Origin of the sequence: Limnobacter sp. (assembly GCF_046297615.1) — a bacterium.
Classification (GTDB): Bacteria; Pseudomonadota; Gammaproteobacteria; order Burkholderiales; family Burkholderiaceae_B; genus Limnobacter.
This window is the reverse complement of sequence record NZ_JBKBHM010000001.1, coordinates 392,729-412,808: the sequence shown is the minus strand read 5'-3', so window position 1 is coordinate 412,808 and position 20,080 is coordinate 392,729. Positions and strand designations below refer to the sequence as shown.

Below are 20,080 nucleotides of genomic sequence, written 5' to 3'. Positions count from 1 at the left end.
TGTCATGCCGGTTGATACCATGACAAATTCAGCCAGCTAATCATCTTTAAGAAATGCACATAAATTCCGACCTCTTGAGGCAACGAATTGAAGCCTGCCTGATACTGGGTGCCTATGGTGATGCACTGGGTGCTCCCGTGGAGTTTCTCGATAGGGCGCAGATTCATGCTCAGTACACACCTAAGGGTATTAAGCATTTGGCCCGGGCCTATGGACGTGTTGGTGCCATCACTGATGATACGCAAATGACCTTGTTCACTGCTGAAGGTCTTTTGCGCGCTCTCCGGCGGGAAATGACCCGAGGTATTGTTCACGCAGACTCGGTGGTCGACTACGCATATCTTCGATGGTTGGCTACTCAAGGGGTTAGCACCGAACTTACCGAGCGTGCCTTGGACCCGCCTTCGTTTCTGGTTCAGGCTTTGGGGTCATATGCACCTAGGGCGCCTGGTAACACCTGCATCGGGGCTTTGCATAGAAAAACCAAGGTTGGTGCGCAAGCTGATAATGAAAGTAAAGGCAATGGCGGTGTAATGCGTATCGCCCCGGTGGCTGCATTTGCTGCAGCCAGAGACCTACCTGTCGAATGGGTGTTCAACGTTGGGTGCCAGTTAGCTGGTTTAACGCACGGGCACCCCACAGGTAAAGTCGCTAGTGGTTTTTTCGCAGTGCTGATTTATCTGGCTTTGACCAGTGAATCTGGCGACCTTCGCCAGATCACCGTTGACTGTCTGACCCAATTGGAGAATGGGCATTTTCGAACGCCCGCTGAAAACTTGCTGGGCATTGAGGAGACTGCTGAAGCGGTAGCCATTGCTTTAGATTTATCAAGATCTGGGGACCTACAACTCGAACTGCCCTCTGAACTTGGACAGGGTTGGGTGGCAGAAGAAGCAGTGGCAATCGCGCTTTACAGCGCCCTGCTGGATGCGCCGACTGACCGTGATCGAGTCTGCTATGCCGTCAACATCACTGGCGACTCAGACTCCACTGGGTCAATGTGCGGCCAAATCTTGGGCGCTCTTCACGGGCCACATGCCTTAACCGGGATTGAGGACTTGGAGGCGCTGGAGCACCTGGACTTGATTCGAGCTGTAGCGCATGACCTTTACGACTCAATGTCATGGTCTTATTGCGAGAGAGAGGGTACTGCAAAGGCACACTCTGAGCGATACCCACCAACCTGATCTGACCTGCCCCGAATTTTTCGATCTAACTGGACTTAACTGCAATGGTCTCTCAACTCACAGAGGCGAAATAAAACGAGCCCGATTAAGTGATGAAAAAGATCATTCGAATCATGAGGAAAACAGACAAAGATGCGGTCATGGAGGCGGCTAAACGCCTAAACAAGCATCGAGCCACAGACTTGTGCTGTGTATAGTGCGGTAAAAATGGATACGCCAGTTTGGCCTTGTTGATTGACCGCGACACATGCGAATCATTGGGTTGGAATTGGAGTAGAAGCAGTAGACCAGTCACGGCAATATCCGCGCTCGAGCAAGAGCTTATCAGCCGCTGTGGTGTACTTGGGTAGGTCTCGAAACACTTATTGTTGCGTTCGGACAATCGACTGGTGTTTTGCTCCCGAAGCTACACCGTCCTGGTGCACCACACCGGTGATTCGAATGCTCAAAGAACAATAGGTGCACCGCCATCGATTTGAGACTGTACAGCAGGCTAGCCGAGTAATCACAGAGCGGATCAGTTTTACAATACTCAAATCCTCACTAGGCACAGGGCATAAGAACACCCGGTGGGCACTACCAGTTTGCGGCCTAAACTGCGTAGAAACAGCTTATCTGTCACATAAAATTTCATTTTTCGTCAATTACTCGGATATCTATCCATTGCTCTTGAAGCTATGTTCCACCATATGACAATGGTTGCCATAAAGCTAAGGTATTTATTTAATTGGTAAACGTCGATTAGAAAAGTTGCATGCGGAAACTTGCACCCCCAAACATCGACTACCACAGATTTTTTCCAATTCACTTGTAGGTAAGTTTTGACTTCCATTAAACTCCATCTCAAGTAATACTCCGGAAATGTTCTTCATTTTTTGCCTCCATGAGTTACTTACTCGTTATTGCATTTTTTTTTATTTGTTACCGGGCGATCAAGAGCTATGCGGTGACTTCACGTAATAAATCTTTTCTCGCCAAACATAAAGATTGCGAATTCAAACACGCTTTTAATGATAGTGGAATGGCAATCGACACAAAAAACCGATTAGTCTCTATTTTCAAGGGCAAAAATGAGGTCACTTACAGTTTTTCAGATGTGCGAGAATGGAGTTTTAACTGCGAGTTTGCGGGAAAGATCCACGGTGGCGGTTTTCATGTGGCTACAGCTAACGTTAAAAATATAAAATCCGCAAAAGAACGCACGGGTTTTTTTATAAAAGTGAGAGATATTGATAATCCAAAATGGCGGGTGGAATTCAAATACCAGAAAAAGATGCAGACTCAACTTGAGCGTTGGATGGAGATTTTCAACCAGACATTGAATGAAGATAGAGCATGAGTTGACCCAGCAATGGGTGTAGGTATGCAGCACTCCTTCAATAATTTAAATCTTTTCGAAAGAAGTTTCTTGACTACCCAGTTATTTCTACGCAGTTTAGGCCGCAAACTGGTCGTGTTCAGCGGGTGTTCTCATGCCCTGTGCCTAGCGAGGACTTTAGTACTGTAAAACTGAAATTCGCATGTGTGGCGGTCAATCAACAAGGCCAAACTGGAGTAGCCGTTTTTACCGCAGTAAACACACACAAGTCTGTGGCTAGATGCTTATTTAAGTGTTGTGCAACGGCAGGAAAGGCTGCACCCGTTGACGAAGTCGGTTCATTGCCTCCACACTCGAATATCTCATGGTACAACTGGCATATGACCAAGCTAGGAACTACATGTTCTTTATGTTCAAATCCGTTCAGGGATTCTCCCACTAACACAAGCTCCTCTGGTACTAACGGCTCAAGTAAGAGCCGCGTGTCGCTGCTGCCTTTCTCTTCCCAAAACTCTCGCATTACCCTTGCTGCCCGGAGGCAGGCACGCGCGTGACGTTCCGCTTTTGAAAACATTTTTGTCTGCAGCGATGCTTAATTCAATCGCTCAACGCTCTATATGCGCCTGGTCGGTTGTTTTTAAATATCTCTAGCACTTGTGGTTTGCTCGGTCGTTGCAAAGTAGACTCGGCGACTCTTCTTTGCTCCGAATATCTCTCCATCAAGATCCTACACTTCAACCCGATCGAATAATCTGCTCGCACCACCGCGTTTCGTCAGAACCTGCATCGCAGTGTGCTCAGTGATGATCTGCTTTCCCTTCAGCACTTGAGCTCGACCCCGCCCCATGCTTTTTAGCTGAGTCTGTACATGATGGTTGACCAGTTGATCGATTAAATCTCTCAGATGGCGCAAGTCGCCCATCTGACGGCTTAGCAGCACCAATGCCTTCTCCGAAAGCTCGACATTTCGATAGTCGGCCTTAAGGCGCCTGGCAATGATTGTCCGTCGTTGTGCCACGTTTGGGTAGATCACATTGAAGGTCTTAAACCTTGATCTGATCGGCGGGGAAATCAAGCTGGCATCGTTGCAGGTTGCGACGTAAAAAATCTGTGATGCATCGAATTCAATTAGGCTGAATTCATCTCGCAACTCGCTCGAGGTCTCAGGCTCTAACATGGCCAACAATACGGGTCCGATAGGGTATTTGCTCTCAAGGTCCTGCACCTTGTCAATCTCGTCAAGCAGTATGAGCGGTGAAGCCGATTCGCCTCTGCTCAGGGATTTGAACAGGAGTCCGGGCTGGGCGTTACTCCACTTCTCACTGGTTCCAACCAATACCCCACCCATGCTGACCGAAGCGATATTTACGAATTCGTAATCGGTGTGCAATGCCTGAGCCAGTGATTTTGCGTATGAAGTTTTTCCGCAACCTTTGGGCCCATTCAACAGGATCGGTTCAAAGCAACGGCGCTTTGGTTGTCGCAACGCCCATGAGTCCATCTGGTCGAGCAGATGCTGTGTCACTTTACGGAAGTTCGGATAGGAGTCCAGCAGTGCTGTGAGTTTCTTGCGCCGGCTTTCGGTCGCGGTTATACGCTGCCGATAGCCGTTGTTTGTGGCCATATCTCTGATGAATTCTTCAATGGTGTCTTTGTGATCTTTTGAGCTGTCGTAGTCTTTGGCCAGCTTGAGCGCGTTCTTGGCGGTAAACACCCTGAAGTGTTTCGAGTCTTTGTGCTGATGTTGTGGCGCATCACTCATGCAGCGATCAATGAGCTTTTCAAGATCTTTGAATCCATAGATGCTCTCCTCAAACATATGGGGATCTAGAAGAGAGCCCTGGGGCGAATTGGGGGTTCCCACCTGCGACCCAGCCTCATACTGACTCATAAGCCTGGCATGGCGATCTCGTCGCCGACGAGCACCGAAGCCTGATTTGTTTTCATTGACCTGCGACCCACCCGATTTGCTGACCAGCGTCTTTACTACGTCGCTCATCTCACGATAGACCCATGCAATTTGCTCCTCAGTCAGCTCACTGCAATGCGCAACAAAGCGGGGACTGGTGATGTAGTCCTTGGCTACATCAATGTAGTCATTTGAGCGCAATGCGCTTCTGACAAGGTCAGTGCGCCACCCTTTAACAAAAGTCGCCATCAACGCACTTTCGTCTCTGGGCACCAGCAAGCCAGTATTGCCCAATTCAATGAAACCAGGCTGCTGAACAGGATCAGTGAAGCCTCGGCTAATGCGAGTAGAGTGAGAATCATCATAGAATTTGTTAACCATGATTACACTCCTGCATATTGCTTTGCTGAGACCAATCCAGCCTCGATCAGGATGCTGGTTCGCTTTAAGCTGTCGGCTCGTGCACTTTGACAATCCGCGTCATGGAGTAAAAAGCTCTCGATGGTTTTGCGCTTACGTACCCCGGATTGATCGTGTTGACGTTTAACTGCGCAGATTGCGTGTTCCAAAGCCAGTTGCCGTTCTTTCGGGTAGGTCACCTCACATTGACAGGCACCTGAGATCCACTTGAGCATGGTCTGCTCATGTCCAATCAGCTGGCAGTTCTGGTTGCCGATGTAGGCTCCCTCAGTCAGGCGGATATAGTCTTCTACCTTGCCAAAGTCATGCAGCAACGCTGCCAGAATGGTAAGACTTACGTCGGCCGGCTCTTTAAGATTCGCCAAATCCAACAGCACATAGGCCACCACTTCGGCGGTGTGCACGAGCAAACCTCGCTCATAGTTATGGTGGCTACGCAGCGATGCTGGGTAGGTTAAGAATTTGTTCCATCGTGACTCTTGACCGACCACGGCCAGGAACAGTGATCTGTCCTCAGGATTAAGGTGGTTGATCACGGCGCTCAAGAATGCACACACGTCGCTGAGATTCACTGCGTTGTGCTCAGAGCAACCACCCACCAGCGCCCTCAAATACACGGGCATACCTAGTCCGGCATAATCAAAGGGGTTCGTGTCGGCGGGAAGGTAACTAGCCTGCGGTGTAGACCAAACGCGCCTTAGACCGACACCATGAGGGCCCAGGACATCAACATCGCTGAGTCGAATCATCTCACCCTGCTCCCACTCGCGGTCTTTGAGCACCCAATTCATACTCAACTGTGCGTGGTCAATCAATCCATAGGTTTTTGCGCAGTAAAGCGGTACGCCCACCCTCGCATATTGCTTGGTCAATTCTTTGGTCTTATCAAAGTGGGGCACCAACCTGTTCTCAATCGTCAGGATTTCGCCATAGGCGCCAACCGTGAAGGCTTGACCATTTTTAACCTGGGCGTGTTTGCTGAGTTGGTTCTCGCGATACACACACCCTTGATTGATGACCTGGCCACCGCCCAAGAGCTTTGGTGTGGCAACCTCGAAGTGATGCCGAGGATTTTGCGCAAGAAATGCGGCCCGGATGCGCTCTGCAACATCGACGTGGCGGGGGTTTTTATTAACGGAGAACTGAGTAGTGGCTCGGTCTGTACTGCGATTCTGAGGTTTCATGATTATTGATCCTTTTTGTTATAGCTTTGGAACATGGCAAGCCATGGGTTTTTCTGATCAGCGACTTCGATAGGTTGTTGCTGATCGCGGGGCATTTCGGCAACCCTATGATTGATCTCACCCGCTGTGCCATGAGCCACGAGTGACCTGGCATAACCTGTTGCGATAGCGTGATCAGCTTTTGTTGTGGGATGAGATGGATTGCTAAGATTCCCACGCTGCCCAGATCGACCAGAGTTGGTCTTGGTCGGTGATTTGGATGTGGAGGTACGCTGCGGGTCTGCCTGGGTATCTGCATCCTCTGCACTTTGAGCCTCGACTGAAGTCTGCGGCTCTGGTTTATGGTGTGCCCCAAAATTAGCTGCTAGCATCCGCTCGAAGGCAGAACCATCCTGACGTGTCAGGTTGGGCACATATCGTGAATACACTTTGAACAGCATTTCTGTGGAGGAATGCCCCATCTGAAATGCAATCCATTCTGGCGATTCACCTGCAGCCAACATCAACGTGGCAAAGGTGTGCCGAGTTTGATACGGAGTGCGTGGTTTTAACCCCAATGAGCGCAGCAGGGGATACCACACCCGGTTGCTCATGTTGCGGTTGGTGAGCGGCCCACCATTGGCATTGGCGAACACGTACGCAGAACGGTTTCCTGTCACTTCCAATTGAGCTTTGAGGGCCTCATACACCTGGGGCGAGATTCGAATGTCGCGATTGGAGCCCGCAGTTTTGGGGGTCTCTTCGTACCCTTCAACCACCGTTTCGCGAATCGTAATGATTCGCTTGCCTAAGTCGACGTACTTCCATTTCAAACCATGAATTTCACCCGGACGCATCCCTGTGAAAAACTTGGTGGCAAAGTAGTTGCGAAAGTCTGGCCGACAGTACTTCAGGATCAGCTCCACCTCCTCCAGCGTAAAGGGATGCACATCGGTTTTTTTGATGCGCAGCCTTTTGATGTTTTGGAAGGGAGTGGTAAAGTTAAAGCGATCAGCGGCTTCACTCAAGATCTGGCTTACGGATGTCATCACATGATTAATCCGCGAAGCTGACATTGTTGTTCCTGGTTTTTTGCCCGGGGCTTTGGCGAGAACTGAGCGAAATTCCAGAATGTCTTGTTTGGTGATACTGCTGATCACCTTGGTGCCGAAATGTGGCCTTAACCACTTCTCCAAGGTTTCTTGTTTGGTTCGAAGGTTCGATCGCTTCCAGATTGACTCGTTTTCTGCGATGAACTTCTCTGCAAACTCACCGAAGGTAGGGTGTCCAGTTGAGTTTGGTAGCTCTCCTGGTTGCATCATCGGTTGCTGTGCCATCGGGATTGAAACCGTGCCAGGTATCGGCATGCGTTGATGGTTTTCAAGAGTCTCGATTTTTTCCAGATTTCGACTATTCGGAAACGCGCTACGGTAACGGAAATCCCCCTTTGCGATTTGCGCCTCGATGTTTCGGAGAGCCCGCTCCATGAGTTTCCGATTGTCGGGTGTATCTTGAAGATTCGCCTGCTCACGACAACGAATCTTTAAATACTGGAAATCGAAATACAGCAGGCCAGTTTCAGGTCTAACACGTATGTGTCCCATCACATCCCCCTGGACGCAGTCATGGTAATGGACCCGGTTAATGAAGCCGCGTTGTACATGTCTTGTTCAATCTGCTCCCAGATAAACAAAATTTTTCGTCCACCGAAAGGCCGGAAGTAATGCTTGCCTTCAATTAAGACAGAGTCTTTCAATCGATCTCTGATCGTTCGAGTGTCGTACTTGATGCGCGCGGATAACTCTTCAGTTGTCAAATAGGTAGCCATGCTGCCTCCATATGGGTTTACACTTAGAGATCATTTTGATCTTTAAAGGGCTATTCTGATCTCCTGTAGATCATTATGCACACATTTAGATCTTTTGCAAGTCATTTCGATCTTCTATAGATCGTTTTGTATCTGGAGAGCATCATGAGGATTCATTTCGCTAGACTTCTGGGCGAGCACAAAAAGAAAATTACTGATGTAGCTCGGGACACAGGAATTAACCGAGGAACACTGACTCGCATGTATCACGAGACGGCCGAGAGAGTTGACCTGGAGATCCTGCAGTCGCTGTGTGACTACTTTGACTGCGAGGTTGGCGAGTTGCTTGAACGGGTCAAGCAATAAACTGGGAGAGTAGATTGGGCTGCTGCTAGGCCTTAGCTGCCGCTGGGCATCGATCTGATTGGCTTTACCCGGTTTCTTGGACTAGGCCATGTCAAAAGATTTCCTATTAGTGCGTGAAGTCGCACTGCACGTAATTTGAAGAGAGCTGCCATCTCAAAATACTGTTGTAATATACAGTATTATGAAAAAGTGAGGCCTCTCATGTCAGGACTCTCCATCAATCCTGCCGCCACGTTGTCACAAGCGCCCTCGCAAGTTTCTCTATCTCCGCCGGGCTCTCAGGTGCGTGTGGTTTCCCATCGGATCTCGGCTGGCTTCCCCTCTCCTGCCGCGGATTATGCTGAGGATGGGTTGGATCTAAATGACTACCTGGTTCGCAACAAACCAGCTTCCTTCATGTTCACGGTGAAGGGCGATTCCATGCTCAATGCCGGCATTGTGGATGGGGACAAGGTAATTGTTGACCGTTCTCTCAATGCCAAGAGCAAGGACATTGTGGTCGCGGTCGTAAACGGGGAATACACCATCAAACGGCTCTATAAAACATCTAGCAAGGTGGAGTTGCGTCCGGAGAACCCAGCCTATCAGCCGATTGTGTTCAAAGAAGGTCGTGAGCTGGAAATCTGGGGTGTGGTGGTTGGGGTGGTACGACGCTATGGAAGCCAAGCCTAATCCAGTTTTTGCGCTGGTGGATGTGAACAACTTCTATGTGTCCTGTGAGCGCGTATTCAACCCCAAGCTCGAAGGGGTTCCCATGGTGGTCCTGTCCAACAACGATGGCTGTGCAGTCGCCCGCAGCGCAGAGGCCAAAGCTTTGGGTATCCAGATGGGAGAACCGTGGCACAAAGTCAAAGACCTAACCCGTCGTCATGGTGTACTGGCTTTCTCCTCGAATTACACGTTGTATGGCGATATGAGTCAGCGGGCGGTTGAAGTGCTGTCCCAGTTTTCTCCTCATTTGGAGGTTTACAGCGTTGATGAGAGTTTTCTGCAGATTGAATCGGTACTGAACCTGTACCCCTCCGCTACTGAGATGGGACAACAGATCCGACAGCGCATGCGCCAGTGGCTGGGCCTGCCGGTGTGTGTTGGGATTGGCCCCACCAAGACCTTGGCCAAGCTTGCCAATCACATGGCCAAAAAGATGCCCCAGTTCGATGGAGTCTGCGACTTGCATGCGATCCCCCGAGCCCATCGGATTGAATTGATGTCCCAGATCGATGTGGGTGAAGTGTGGGGCGTGGGGCGGCGCATTGCGATACGTTTGAATAAGATGGGTATCCACAGCGTTCTGGATATGCGGAATGCGAAGCCATCCGAGATCCGAAAATACTTCAATGTAGTGCTGGAGCGAACCTGTGAGGAGTTGCGAGGAATCCCCTGTCTGGATCTGGAGGAAGTTGCGCCGGACAAGCAGCAAATCATGAGTTCAAAAAGCTTTGGTCAGCCTGTTCTAATGGTCTCTGAACTGTGCGAAGCGATTTCCGCCTATGTGGAGCGGGCTGCGCAAAAGCTGAGGCATCAACAATCCCTGGCCAGCGGTTTGTATGTGTTTCTGAGAACGAATCCTTTTGATCCACGTGCAGCTCAATATGCAGCGAATCACCATGTTTCGTTGGGTGTGCCCACGGACGACACTCGTGTTATCTCGGACCTTGCTTCCCGAGTGATCAAACACCTGTACAAGCCAGGCTATGTATACAAAAAAGCCGGTGTGATGCTTACGGGATTGATATCCAAGGATTCTTATCAGGCTGATCTCTTCACTGATACAACTCAGTTGAAGAAATCAGCTCAATTGATGAAAACGCTGGATGAGATCAATGGTCGCTTTGGGCGAGATTCATTGATCTGTGCCTCCTCGGGATTCGAGCGGGGATGGACTATGAAGTGCAGCAACCGTAGTCCGCACTACACGACGGATTGGGAGTGTTTACCCAGCGTTTTTTAAATGGCCATGAAGCAATAGGCGCACTAGTGCTAAGACTGTACTTTCGGCGAAGTTGCAAGATGGATCAATGATAATGGAAGGCTGATATTCGGCCGGAGCAGCCGTGAGACTTTCGACTTAGAACGTCTCTAAAGTGGGCTTGAACCGACGTTGAATGACTTCCTAGATAACCGGCGCTACGCGGCTTCATCGCGCAGCATCCATGTGGACTGTCAGGTTATGCATTGGTTGCAAGGGCGACGTTAATCGACTTTAGTACGTCATCGTCTTTTCCAAGCGCTACTGGGAAGCCACTGACGTTGAGTATCTTGCTTTCAATCGAAACAACGAGCCTATCGTCTTTGACGATTAGGCCAAATATCTTGGATCGTTCTCCTAGGATCGATCGGGCCAAGACGTTGAAATTAGTCGAATGGTCGCCACTCTTAAACCGTGCATGCGCGGGCGCAACGACCGAAAGCAAAAGATCTCTCAATGCGTCAGCTTCACAAATCACTTCTGCATCGGATGCACTGCGCATGCATCGCATAACATCACCATAGGCAACTTCCACATCCTTTTGAGCAAGTTGGCTGAAACATTCGATTTCACTAACAGCAGCGCTTGGTTTCCCAATCGAAGTACGTTGGTCAGAACTGAGGTAGTAAGACTCTATCGAGCCCCTCCGCAAAATAAATAGGCCACATTGCTCCAATAAATCTAGCAGCGCAGTGAATCGAGCTTTTATTGCAACCCAAGCACTATCAGTGGCCAACTTGTCTAGATCAATATCATCGGTGGTAAAAAGCACGCAAAAAGCAGCGCGGCGCTTTGCCTTTTCTTCTTCTTCAGGATTTCTGTTGATCCAATATGGGTGTGACTCTGCAATACCCATGATTTCATTCCATCGATGATCTACCTGTTTACAGAAGTCATCGAATATTGCACCTGCCATCTGATGCGCAGATGGGAAACCGAGGGTGCTTGCGCGTGCATCAGCAGCAGGGTTATCGTTGAGAAAGGAGTTAGATAATTCAACTCCGTCAGATATTCCATCTGCGTCTGCTAGAGCTAGGGGCGTCTTTCCAAGCAGACGAAGCAACTTAGCAACAGTTGGCATTTGCCCTTTGCCAATAACCGGAAGAAGTTGAGACCCTGCAGCCTCCAAGTGCATACCTAGTTTGGCGGCGAGAGCACTACAAATGATTACATCAGATGGCCCTTCAACAATTAGAGGCCGTTTGGAAAACAGTGAAAGCTTATGCTCTTGTCCAAGCCTGGCAATTAAACTTCGCACTTTTTTGTTTTTCAGTTCACCTGCATCAGCCGGAATTTGTACCGGATCGACCATGAGGTCGTAACAGAAAACGAGAGACAACAGATCTTCTGGAGTTTGGATTTGCAGCATCTCCGTAGAGTGTGTTGCAATAACTATGATCTTTTTATTCTCACCGACTCCTGGATGTCCGGCAACGCTGAGAATCTCTTTGAGAAGAAATGCCTGCAATTGAGGGTGCAAAGACACTTCAGGTTCATCAAGAAGTAGCGCCCCGACTTCATCATCGTAAAGCGCCGCTAGTATTCCAACTAAGTGCATAAGACCTGAAGCCTCTCGGCCTGAGGAATATGGTTTTGCATCAATATCAAGTCTGGAAAACGCAATCTTCAGGGTTCCCGCATCCCATTCAATTAGGAGATCTCTCTTAAATAGCTTCCTGAGTCTCTCCTGAATCTTTACCAAGATATCGGCACGCTCCGCGAGTGTTTGAAAATCTCCGGTCAACGTTTCTGTTTGGTGACGACGAGATGCATCCTTCTTACCGCCATAAGTTGCATTGTCATAGTTAGGTGTGCCACCACGTTGGCCGTCATAGTCCGACCTGAATTGCTCCAACATACCTATTCGACCTGCAGAGAGAAACCGAACTCGCTTACCATTTGTGTACTGCGAGAGACTATTTTTTAGCCCCCTGAGTAGATGCGTTTTCCCCGATCCGTTTGGTCCAAGAAGAACTGTAAGCCCGCGGTTCAACGTGAAGGAGCGATTGAAGTCTCCATTGGCGCTGTTGATTTGTGCTGTCAGTTGCAACGGGAAACTCATCGGTAATACTCCTTGTGCATAACTTGACTTATCAAACAATAACAACGATATCTATCTGTCAGAATATCGCAAATTATCCCCTTAGCTTTATTGTTTCAAATGCTTGCGAAGCATTGCATGAACGGAATGAAAAATATCTCTGGTTATTCACCACCAAACGACTTGCCTGAAAATCGATTCCCAAGGATAGCGTCATCATTGATGAAGGCCTAAGTTTCAAAGTCCGCTCTCGTTGGCAACTCAGATGTTCCAACCGTCGGTTCTGATGTCTGCTCAGGCCGAAAAACCGTCATTCTGCAACTTGATCTGAATTTCCTGACGGAAAGAAATTTGACTCTCAGCATTTCTGAAAATGCGGCTTTTCTTCGCTAAGCTAACCTCTGTGACAAATCAGTTCGATCCGACTATCAACCAATACTCACGCTAGGGCCTGTGACAAAAATTTGTCGCAGAATATGTCACAGAGGTGTCACAGCAGATACTTGATGGGTTGGGGAATCTCGAGCGCAAAAACAAAAAAGCCCCGACCAGCGGGGCTTTCAGGTTCAAAACAGTTGGCGCGGCCGGCGGGGATCGAACCCACGACCCCTGGCTTCGGAGGCCAGTACTCTATCCACTGAGCTACGGCCGCGCAAGCAGCCCGTAGTGTACACCAGCCAAGGGATAGGGGATACTGAGCACACTACAAAGGCTTACCCGTATTCGAGCCCGTCCATGACTGAGCAAAACACCCCAAATACCCCTGAAGAAACCCGTCCGCATTCACTCATGCGCCTGAACAAACCCGCCCGCTGGGCCTTGGGGGTGTTGGGCGCTCTGGTGGTGCTTCTGTTGTTTGTTGCGCTGGCGGTGCCTGCCATTGTGCAAAGCCAGTTGCCCAAGTTCATCAAAAACAAGTCGGGCCATGTGCTCACCTTGGGCAAACCCAGCATCAACCCGCTGGCGTGGACGGTCGAGGTGCCCAACCTGGCCTTGGCCAAAGCCGATGGCGAAGAACTGTTGAAGTTCGACCGGCTGGCCGTGAATGTGGCGGGCCTGTATTTGCTGAAGGGCACCATCAATGTGGAGTCGCTGACGCTGGATGGTCTGAGGGTGAATGCCGCCCTGCTGCCCGACGGGCGGCTGAACTTTTCCGACCTGATCGACGCCTTCGCCGACCCCGAACCCAAGCCCGACAGCGAGCCGCCGAATTTTCGGCTGGGCCATTTGGCGGTGAGCAATGCGTCCATCGGCCTTCAAGACAAGCGCACCGAGAAAGGCTTCAACACCCGTTTCGAACCGCTGAACGTTGAGTTGCACAACCTGGCCACCAAGGCCAACGCCGCTGGCGAGCTTGAACTGCAAGCCAACACCAGTTTTGATGCCACGGTGGCCCTGAAGGCTGCGGTGAATTTGGCGGGCCCCGCCGTGAAGGGGCAGTTGGACATCAGCGGCGTGAACCTGGGCAAACTGAAGGACGCACTGCAACCCCTGTTGCCCGTCAGCCCACCCGAGGGCACCGCCGCTTTGGCCACCGCCTTTGATGTGCGCATGGCCGAGGGCAAACCGCTGATCACCCTCAACGGCCTTACCATGGGGCTGGACGACTTCGCCGTGAAAGCCAGCGCGAACGGCCCTGCCCTGGCCTTCAAAACCCTGCGGGTGCAACCCACGGTGGTGGACCTTTCTGCACAACAAGTCAGTGTGGCCGGTGTTGAACTGGCGGGCCTGCAAGCGCTGTACGCCCAAGGTGGGCAGGCCCTGCAATTGAACAACGTGAAGCTGGGTGAAGTGAAAGTGGACTTGGCCGCGCAGGACGTTCAAGCCCAAGGCCTGAACCTGAGCGGGCTGAACACCGCCCTGAACCGGGACGAGAAAGGCCAGTTGAACCTGCTGGCCTGGGTGGATGGCTTTGTGCAGGCCGCCAACAGCCAGCCCAAGCCCAAAGCAGCCGAAGGCGGCGACAAGCCTGCGCAAGAGGCCCCCGCCAAACCCTGGACTTACACCGTTGAGCGCGTTGCGCTGGACGGCAGCAGCCTGCAATTCACCGACGCCACCTTGCCCAAAGGCTTTGCGGTGGGCATCAGCAACCTGACTGTGGCCACCGGCCCGCTGACGCAGGACTTGAACAAGCCCCTGCCCGTGAACGCCAGCCTGACGCTGGACAGCGGCGGCACCGTGAAAGCGGATGCGCAAGTCACCCCCGCCAGCGCCGCCGTGCAAGCCACGGTGGAGCTTAAGAACCTGGCCCTGAAAGTGGCCCAGCCTTTTGTGAAGCAATACACCAAGCTCGACCTGGTGAACGGCGAACTGTCCACCGCAGGCAAGGTAAACATCGACAGCAAAACCACCCAGTACACCGGCAACCTGTTGCTGCAAAACCTGCGCCTGAATGAAACAGGCACCAAAACACCCTTCCTGCAAATGGGCAGTTTGAGTGCCCCGCAGTTCACGGCCAGCCCACAGGCGGTACGCATTAGCCGCCTCAACCTGAAAGGGCTGGACACCGCCTTGCTGATTGCGCGCGACAAAAGCACCAACATCAGCCGCATTTTGGTGGAGCAGCCAGGCTCAACAAATGAGCCTGCGAAAAACGCAGCGCCCACCAAGGGCAGTGCAGCACCCGCCTTTGCATTCGCCATTGACCGTTTCACCATTGCCGACAGCAAACTGAAGTTTGCGGATGAGTCCCTGTTCATCCCCTTCGGCACCAACATCAAGGATTTGAGCGGCGTAATGACCGGCTTAAGCAGCCTGCCCGGCAGCCGTGGCGAGTTGGAAATGAACGGCCAGATTGACGACTACGGCCAAGCACTGGCCCAAGGCCAGCTCGACCTGTTCAACCCGCTGGCGTTCTTGGACATTCGCGTGAAATTCCAGAACGTGGAAATGAACAACCTGACGCCCTATTCCGCCACCTTTGCGAACCGGAAAATCAAGTCAGGCAAACTGAACCTGGACCTGGACTACCGCATCAACAACCGGGCCCTGCAAAGCAACAACAAGGTGACCATCGACAAGCTGGTGCTGGGCGAACGGGTTGAAAGCCCGCAAGCAGTGGACCTGCCGCTGGACTTGGCCATCGCCATTCTTCAAGACAGCAATGGCCGTATCGACTTGGGTATTCCTGTCACCGGCAGTTTGGACGACCCGCAATTCAGCTACGGTGCAGTGGTGTGGAAAGCCTTCACCAACGTGCTCACCAAAATTGTGACTGCCCCCTTCCGCGCGCTGGGTTCGCTGTTTGGTGGCAGCGAAGAGGCCTTGGGCTCGGCCACCTTCGAGGCGGGGGCACCCACGTTGTCCCCACCCGAACGTGAGAACCTGAAGAAGTTGGCGGAAGCCTTGGCAGGCCGCCCCACCTTGGGCATCACCGTGAATGGCGTGTACACCCCCGCCGACAAAGTGGCCTTGCAAAGCCAGCAGTTGCGCAAGGCTGTGGCGGCCCAAGCCGGTGAAAAGCTGGACCCGAATGAAGACCCGGGCCCCTTGGCCCTGCAATCGCCCAAAGTGCAAAAAGCCTTGGAAGACTTGGCAGGCAAAAAGCTGGCTGACGGCGAATTGGCCACCCTGAAAAACGCTTTCCGCCAAGCGAACCCGGGGCAGTTGCCACCCACACTGGCAGAGCAGGCCATGGGTGGTTTGGGCAAACTGTTCAAGGAACCGCGCCAACCCTCACCCGCTGAAGTGGCAGCCCTGAAAGGCAAGAATTTCTACGCCGTGCTGGCCGACCGGCTGCGCGACGCGGAAACCGTGACCAACGCGCAGTTGTTGGCACTGGCCCGCAGCCGCCAGGACTTGGCCTATGGCCTGCTGAAAAACAGCGGCCTGACCGAGCCCCGCCTTCAGGCAGGCAAGCCCACGCAGGTGGAGGCGGGCGAGCGCAACACCGCCACCCTGAAAATGGACCTTGCCCCCTTCAAACCCTGATGGGGTGGCCGAGTGGGTGTGGGTGAATGGGCTCACACCTTTGGTGGACACACGGTCACGTGATGTTCACCTGCAAAAGCAAGGCAGACAATGGTCTCCCAGATGATCATTGGAATGTGCCATGTCCATCCGAGCACCCTACTGCACGCTGCACCGCCCCGCACCCCGCGCCATGAGCCTGGAGCGCGAGGTGTTTTACGAAACGCTGGGTGCCTGCTGGGCACTGAGCGCCCGCAACGTGTCGGGTTACTTCGGGCTGCAACTGCAAATCGACCTCACCCGCGTGAACCTGCTGTATGGCGTGCCCGCTGTGGACCTGGACGAACACCTGCTGATGGATTTCCTGCGCACCTTTCAGGCCCGCAAAGCCGCCCGGGGCGACCGCCCGCACGAACGCATCCTGCAACAGGCGCAGAACATGGTGCATGGCATGGACACGCAGGATGTGTTGAATTTCTCCACAGCCTTTGAAGATGCCGTGGGGCAGGTGCTGGACGAAGACCCGGACTGGTCCACCGAATGCAGCCGTGCGCGGCTGGCGCTGAAGTACCAGGCCCTGCAATTGCTGGACCGTGAACTGGCCAGCCCCCGCGCCAAAAAACGCTACGCACAGTTGTTGGCCAATTACCTGCGCATTACGCAAGCCACCTTCCGGGCCAGTTACGCCCGCTCGGAACTCGCGGGTTAACTCGCAGCGCGCCCGGCCTACGGCGGTTTACTGAATACGCTGGCGCAAGTGCTGGCGAAGCACCATCGCCAATTCTTCATACACTTCCGCATCGTTCAGCAGCAGCATGTGATGCTTCTGCGTCATGGCCAGCCGTTGGGCGCGGCCAGTCTCGTCGGCCAAGGCCGAATTCATCGTCACCAGCCCATCGCCCACCGTGTTGCTCAGCCATGAATTCGTGTCCGCCGCCACGGTGGAGCCGATGAGGTGGAACATCACATCCTTGCCGGTGTGGGTTTTGAGGGGGCCCAAGCCGTCTTTCAAATCGCGAATGCCGCGCGAACGCACACCCAGCACCCGGCCAATGGGGCGGGACAAATCAAAGCGGTTGAGCAACTGCTCGCCCGCAGCAGCCAGGCGCGCCAAGGGCGCACCGTCGTGCGGGGAACCCAGACACACCACATCGCGAATGGCTTGGCGCAGAATGAGGTCGTCGTTGTCGATCAATTCCACCACCGCACGGCTGACCAAACCACCCATGCTGTGGCCCACCAAGGTGAGGCCCTGCACGGGCACCGGCCAATTGCGCACCAGTTTGTTCAGCAGGCGCTTGAATTGGCGGGCGTTCGATTCAATGTTGCGGCCTGTGTTGTAGCGCAGGTACAGGCTGGTGACTTCGAAATCCTCTTGCAGGCGGTCGCCATAGGGGCGGGTGTGGGGCAAGGCTTCGTCCATGTACAGGGACCAACTGTCCTCGTTGCAGCACAGCCCATGCACAAACACCACCAGGTGTTTGCGGGCATCGGGGAACTGCTGCATGAGCGCCTCCTGTTCGGTGTTGACCGCCCGGCCACCCGCATACAGGTTCATTTTCACTTCCATGGGGTTGCGCGTGGCGGCCAGGTGGTCGCCAAACACCCCGTTGATGGCGCTGGAAATGGCCGACACCCGCTTGGCGGTCGCATCCATCGGCGCGCCGGGCAGGTGGTTGATCTGCTCGGTCAGCTCACCGTCCAGGGCTTCATCCATCACCTGCGGGGAAGCCAGGCTTTGGTTGGACTGGCGCACCACCCACGCAGCCCCCGAAAATATGCCTTTGCCCGCCTCGCGCACTGCGGTGTACACCAGGTTGGAAATCTCGTTGTGGGCAATTTCCACCGGTTTGCTGGCCGACAAGGTTGCCGCGCCCACGGCCTTGAACGGAATGTCCGCCACGGCTTGGTGAAACTCCTGCACCCGGGAAGCCGCTTGGGCAATGGTGTCGCCCACCAGCATCAGCGTGCCTTCAATGGCTTGGCCGGGGGTGGCTTCAGTGTGCTCGGGGGTGGATTTGCTCATCGCCTGCTCCGTGCCCTGTTGGGCGCTGTCTAATTGTGCACAACTGTACACTGACTTTAATTGCGCTGCTAGAACTTCTGTTCTAAGGCATGGTGGCTTGTGGTGGTCTGTTTGGCAAGCGCACGGCAATACACCCAATAAACAACAGCCACAAACAGCAAGGCCTCAAGGTAGAAGTCGCGCCACTGCACATCGCCCGACACCGCCAAGCCCAGCGACCCGGTCAACTCAAACAGGGCCACAATGGCCACCAGTGAACAATCCTTGAACAGGGTGATAAAGCTGTTGACCAGGTTGGGGGCTGCCAGCCTGAGGGCCTGCGGCAACACCACATGGGCCACGGCTTGGGCCGGGCTTAAACCGAGGGCCAATGCTGCGGTGTACTGGCTGCGGGGCACAGCCTGAAAACCACCGCGCAACACCTCGGCCAGGTAGGCGGCAGTGAAAAAGGCGATGGTGGCGACAACCCGCCACAGCAGGTCGGGCTCAAACGATGAGCCTTTGAGCAAACGCGGCAGCACATACGCCGCCAAAAACAACACACTCACCAAGGGCAGGGCGCGGGCCACATCGATGTACACCGCACACACTCGCCCCAACCAACCACGCCCGAAGTGCCTGCCCAAAGCCAGCAGCAAGGCCAAAGGGCAGGCCAGCAGAAACACGCAAATGCTGATCAGCAGGGTCAGTGGCAAACCACCCCACTGGCCGGTGGGCACGGCCTCGGTTAAGGCCCACGGCCCCAGTTGCCCGCCCATCAACACCAACCCAAGGGGCAAGGCCACAGCCAAAGCGGTGGCCCGTGCACGCATGCTGAAACGTGGGCTGGTGCACAACCACAGCGCCGCCGTCCACAACACTGTAGCCAGCGCAGGCCGCCACCACAGGGTGCTGGGGTAACGGCCAAACAGAATGACCCGCCACTTCTCGGCCACCACACCCCAACAGGCCCCTTGGCCCACTGCGGCTTGGCAGGCGGGCAAATCGGCCACCCACACCGCTTGAAACACAGCCCAGTTCAACAAGGCCCAGACGGGCCAAGCCAGCGCCACGATGGCCAACAGCCACGGAGCCCACGCATTTAACCCCCACCTACGCATGTTGGCCCCTGCGCAGCAATCGCCGGTTCCAGGCATTCAGCAAACCCGTGCTGAACAGGCTAAGCGCACCGTACAGCACCATCACCAGCAACACGCATTCCACCACGCGCCCACTTTGGTTGAGGGCGGTGTTGCTGACCGACACCAATTCCGGATAGCCCACCACCACACCCAGCGAGGCGTTTTTCAGCAGGTTCAGCCATTGGTTGGCCAAAGGCGGCACCATGGCACGGAAAGCTTGGGGCAACACCACCTGCGTGAAGGCCTGCACCGGGCGCAGGCCCAAGGCCAGTGCGGCCTGCCGTTGGCCTTGCGGCACCGAGGCCAAACCCGCCTGCACCACCCCGGCCACATAGGCGCTGGTGTACACACTCAGGGCCAGCCAAACGGCCAGAAATTCAGGGCTGAGCACCCAGCCGCCTTCCACCGAGAAACGGCCCACTACTGGCCATACCAGCACAGGCTCAAACCATGAGCCTGACCAATGCAGGGCAGGAAGGGCCAAGCCACTTTTGCTGAGGTAAACCCCGCCGTGCAAAGCCCACGGGGTGTGGGCCAAGGGCAGCAAGGCCGTTATGGCGAAGTACCAGCCCAACAACTGCACCAACAGCGGGGTGTTGCGAAACACATCCACATGCAGGCGCGCCACGCCACGCCACGCCGGGTTGGCGGCACCCTGCCCCACACCACTGAGCAGGCCCAGCAGCAAGGCCAGAAAGGCAGCGGGGAATGCCACTTTGAGGGTGTTCAACAGGCCCGACAGAAACACCTGCCAATAGGGGTTCAAGCCATTGACGACCAACCACCCTTCGCTGAGTGCAAAACCACCCGGCTTGTTGAGGAAGGCGAACGACAAGTCCATGCG

General features: G+C 53.7%; 15 protein-coding genes and 1 tRNA gene. 7 read left to right on the top strand and 9 right to left on the bottom strand.

The features are described from left to right. Nucleotides 1-53 precede the first annotated feature (53 nt). Nucleotides 54-1,187, top strand: coding sequence for an ADP-ribosylglycohydrolase family protein (locus ACK4FF_RS01915; protein WP_409704032.1), 1,134 nt, complete (start codon nt 54-56; stop codon nt 1,185-1,187). Nucleotides 1,188-2,133: 946 nt separating this feature from the next. Then, the gene (locus ACK4FF_RS01910; protein ID WP_409704030.1) at nt 2,134-2,526 is read left to right on the top strand and encodes a DUF4755 domain-containing protein; all 393 of its coding nucleotides are present in this window, start codon (nt 2,134-2,136) and stop codon (nt 2,524-2,526) included. Between the two features lie 706 nt (nt 2,527-3,232). On the opposite strand, the gene ACK4FF_RS01905 is transcribed toward ACK4FF_RS01910, so the two are convergent. Genes ACK4FF_RS01905 through ACK4FF_RS01890 form a run of 4 tightly spaced genes read right to left on the bottom strand, consistent with a single transcriptional unit; the run spans nt 3,233 to nt 7,825 of the window. Further along, complete coding sequence (locus ACK4FF_RS01905) at nt 3,233-4,795, bottom strand: AAA family ATPase (protein ID WP_409704028.1); 1,563 nt, start codon at nt 4,793-4,795, stop codon at nt 3,233-3,235. Nucleotides 4,796-4,797: 2 nt separating this feature from the next. Then, nucleotides 4,798-6,018: an HD domain-containing protein gene (locus ACK4FF_RS01900; protein ID WP_409704026.1), complete on the bottom strand. Its 1,221-nt coding sequence runs from the start codon at nt 6,016-6,018 to the stop codon at nt 4,798-4,800. A 2-nt stretch (nt 6,019-6,020) separates the two neighbouring features. Next, nucleotides 6,021-7,601 carry a tyrosine-type recombinase/integrase gene (locus ACK4FF_RS01895; protein WP_409704024.1) on the bottom strand — a complete coding sequence of 527 codons (1,581 nt, stop codon included), beginning with the start codon at nt 7,599-7,601 and terminating at the stop codon, nt 6,021-6,023. Beyond that, the gene (locus tag ACK4FF_RS01890; protein WP_409704022.1) at nt 7,601-7,825 is read right to left on the bottom strand and encodes a hypothetical protein; all 225 of its coding nucleotides are present in this window, start codon (nt 7,823-7,825) and stop codon (nt 7,601-7,603) included. The genes ACK4FF_RS01895 and ACK4FF_RS01890 overlap by 1 nt, the downstream gene beginning before the upstream one ends. 144 nt (nt 7,826-7,969) lie before the next feature. On the opposite strand from ACK4FF_RS01890, the gene ACK4FF_RS01885 reads away from it, so the two are divergent. The 3 genes from ACK4FF_RS01885 (at nt 7,970) to ACK4FF_RS01875 (ending at nt 10,121) form a co-directional block, all read left to right on the top strand. Further along, nucleotides 7,970-8,170 carry a helix-turn-helix transcriptional regulator gene (locus ACK4FF_RS01885; RefSeq protein ID WP_331132268.1) on the top strand — a complete coding sequence of 67 codons (201 nt, stop codon included), beginning with the start codon at nt 7,970-7,972 and terminating at the stop codon, nt 8,168-8,170. Nucleotides 8,171-8,371: 201 nt separating this feature from the next. Then, the gene (locus tag ACK4FF_RS01880) at nt 8,372-8,842 is read left to right on the top strand and encodes a LexA family protein (protein ID WP_409704020.1); all 471 of its coding nucleotides are present in this window, start codon (nt 8,372-8,374) and stop codon (nt 8,840-8,842) included. After that, nucleotides 8,826-10,121 carry a Y-family DNA polymerase gene (locus tag ACK4FF_RS01875; RefSeq protein ID WP_409704018.1) on the top strand — a complete coding sequence of 432 codons (1,296 nt, stop codon included), beginning with the start codon at nt 8,826-8,828 and terminating at the stop codon, nt 10,119-10,121. Before ACK4FF_RS01880 ends, ACK4FF_RS01875 begins: the two co-directional genes overlap by 17 nt. 217 nt (nt 10,122-10,338) lie before the next feature. Here the strand turns inward: ACK4FF_RS01875 and ACK4FF_RS01870 are convergent, their stop codons facing one another. Together ACK4FF_RS01870 and ACK4FF_RS01865 are read right to left on the bottom strand one after the other, a co-directional pair. Continuing rightward, nucleotides 10,339-12,201, bottom strand: coding sequence for an ATP-dependent nuclease (locus ACK4FF_RS01870; RefSeq protein WP_409704016.1), 1,863 nt, complete (start codon nt 12,199-12,201; stop codon nt 10,339-10,341). Between the two features lie 555 nt (nt 12,202-12,756). Then, nucleotides 12,757-12,832 (bottom strand) — tRNA-Arg (locus ACK4FF_RS01865). A gap of 83 nt (nt 12,833-12,915) precedes the next feature. On the opposite strand from ACK4FF_RS01865, the gene ACK4FF_RS01860 reads away from it, so the two are divergent. Next, entirely contained in the window at nt 12,916-16,110 is a 3,195-nt protein-coding gene (locus ACK4FF_RS01860; protein WP_409704014.1) for a DUF748 domain-containing protein, read from the top strand. A gap of 121 nt (nt 16,111-16,231) precedes the next feature. After that, entirely contained in the window at nt 16,232-16,798 is a 567-nt protein-coding gene (locus ACK4FF_RS01855; protein ID WP_409704012.1) for a hypothetical protein, read from the top strand. Nucleotides 16,799-16,825: 27 nt separating this feature from the next. Here ACK4FF_RS01855 and ACK4FF_RS01850 read toward each other — a convergent pair whose 3' ends face one another. The 3 genes from ACK4FF_RS01850 to ACK4FF_RS01840 form a co-directional block, all read right to left on the bottom strand. Next, complete coding sequence (locus tag ACK4FF_RS01850; protein ID WP_409704010.1) at nt 16,826-18,115, bottom strand: esterase/lipase family protein; 1,290 nt, start codon at nt 18,113-18,115, stop codon at nt 16,826-16,828. Between the two features lie 68 nt (nt 18,116-18,183). Continuing rightward, entirely contained in the window at nt 18,184-19,215 is a 1,032-nt protein-coding gene (locus ACK4FF_RS01845) for an amino acid ABC transporter permease (RefSeq protein WP_409704008.1), read from the bottom strand. Beyond that, complete coding sequence (locus ACK4FF_RS01840) at nt 19,208-20,077, bottom strand: ABC transporter permease subunit (RefSeq protein WP_409704006.1); 870 nt, start codon at nt 20,075-20,077, stop codon at nt 19,208-19,210. Before ACK4FF_RS01840 ends, ACK4FF_RS01845 begins: the two co-directional genes overlap by 8 nt. Nucleotides 20,078-20,080: the final 3 nt, after the last annotated feature.

Excerpts from the sequence above, each read along its gene's own strand:
- ACK4FF_RS01915 (WP_409704032.1), top strand. The coding sequence starts at position 54 with ATGCACATAAATTCCGACCTCTTGAGGCAACGAATTGAAGCCTGCCTG.
- ACK4FF_RS01905 (WP_409704028.1), bottom strand. The coding sequence starts at position 4,795 with ATGGTTAACAAATTCTATGATGATTCTCACTCTACTCGCATTAGCCGA.
- ACK4FF_RS01900 (WP_409704026.1), bottom strand. The coding sequence starts at position 6,018 with ATGAAACCTCAGAATCGCAGTACAGACCGAGCCACTACTCAGTTCTCC.
- ACK4FF_RS01895 (WP_409704024.1), bottom strand. The coding sequence starts at position 7,601 with ATGGGACACATACGTGTTAGACCTGAAACTGGCCTGCTGTATTTCGAT.
- ACK4FF_RS01890 (WP_409704022.1), bottom strand. The coding sequence starts at position 7,825 with ATGGCTACCTATTTGACAACTGAAGAGTTATCCGCGCGCATCAAGTAC.
- ACK4FF_RS01885 (WP_331132268.1), top strand. The coding sequence starts at position 7,970 with ATGAGGATTCATTTCGCTAGACTTCTGGGCGAGCACAAAAAGAAAATT.
- ACK4FF_RS01880 (WP_409704020.1), top strand. The coding sequence starts at position 8,372 with ATGTCAGGACTCTCCATCAATCCTGCCGCCACGTTGTCACAAGCGCCC.
- ACK4FF_RS01875 (WP_409704018.1), top strand. The coding sequence starts at position 8,826 with ATGGAAGCCAAGCCTAATCCAGTTTTTGCGCTGGTGGATGTGAACAAC.
- ACK4FF_RS01870 (WP_409704016.1), bottom strand. The coding sequence starts at position 12,201 with ATGAGTTTCCCGTTGCAACTGACAGCACAAATCAACAGCGCCAATGGA.
- ACK4FF_RS01860 (WP_409704014.1), top strand. The coding sequence starts at position 12,916 with ATGACTGAGCAAAACACCCCAAATACCCCTGAAGAAACCCGTCCGCAT.
- ACK4FF_RS01855 (WP_409704012.1), top strand. The coding sequence starts at position 16,232 with ATGTCCATCCGAGCACCCTACTGCACGCTGCACCGCCCCGCACCCCGC.
- ACK4FF_RS01850 (WP_409704010.1), bottom strand. The coding sequence starts at position 18,115 with ATGAGCAAATCCACCCCCGAGCACACTGAAGCCACCCCCGGCCAAGCC.
- ACK4FF_RS01845 (WP_409704008.1), bottom strand. The coding sequence starts at position 19,215 with ATGCGTAGGTGGGGGTTAAATGCGTGGGCTCCGTGGCTGTTGGCCATC.
- ACK4FF_RS01840 (WP_409704006.1), bottom strand. The coding sequence starts at position 20,077 with ATGGACTTGTCGTTCGCCTTCCTCAACAAGCCGGGTGGTTTTGCACTC.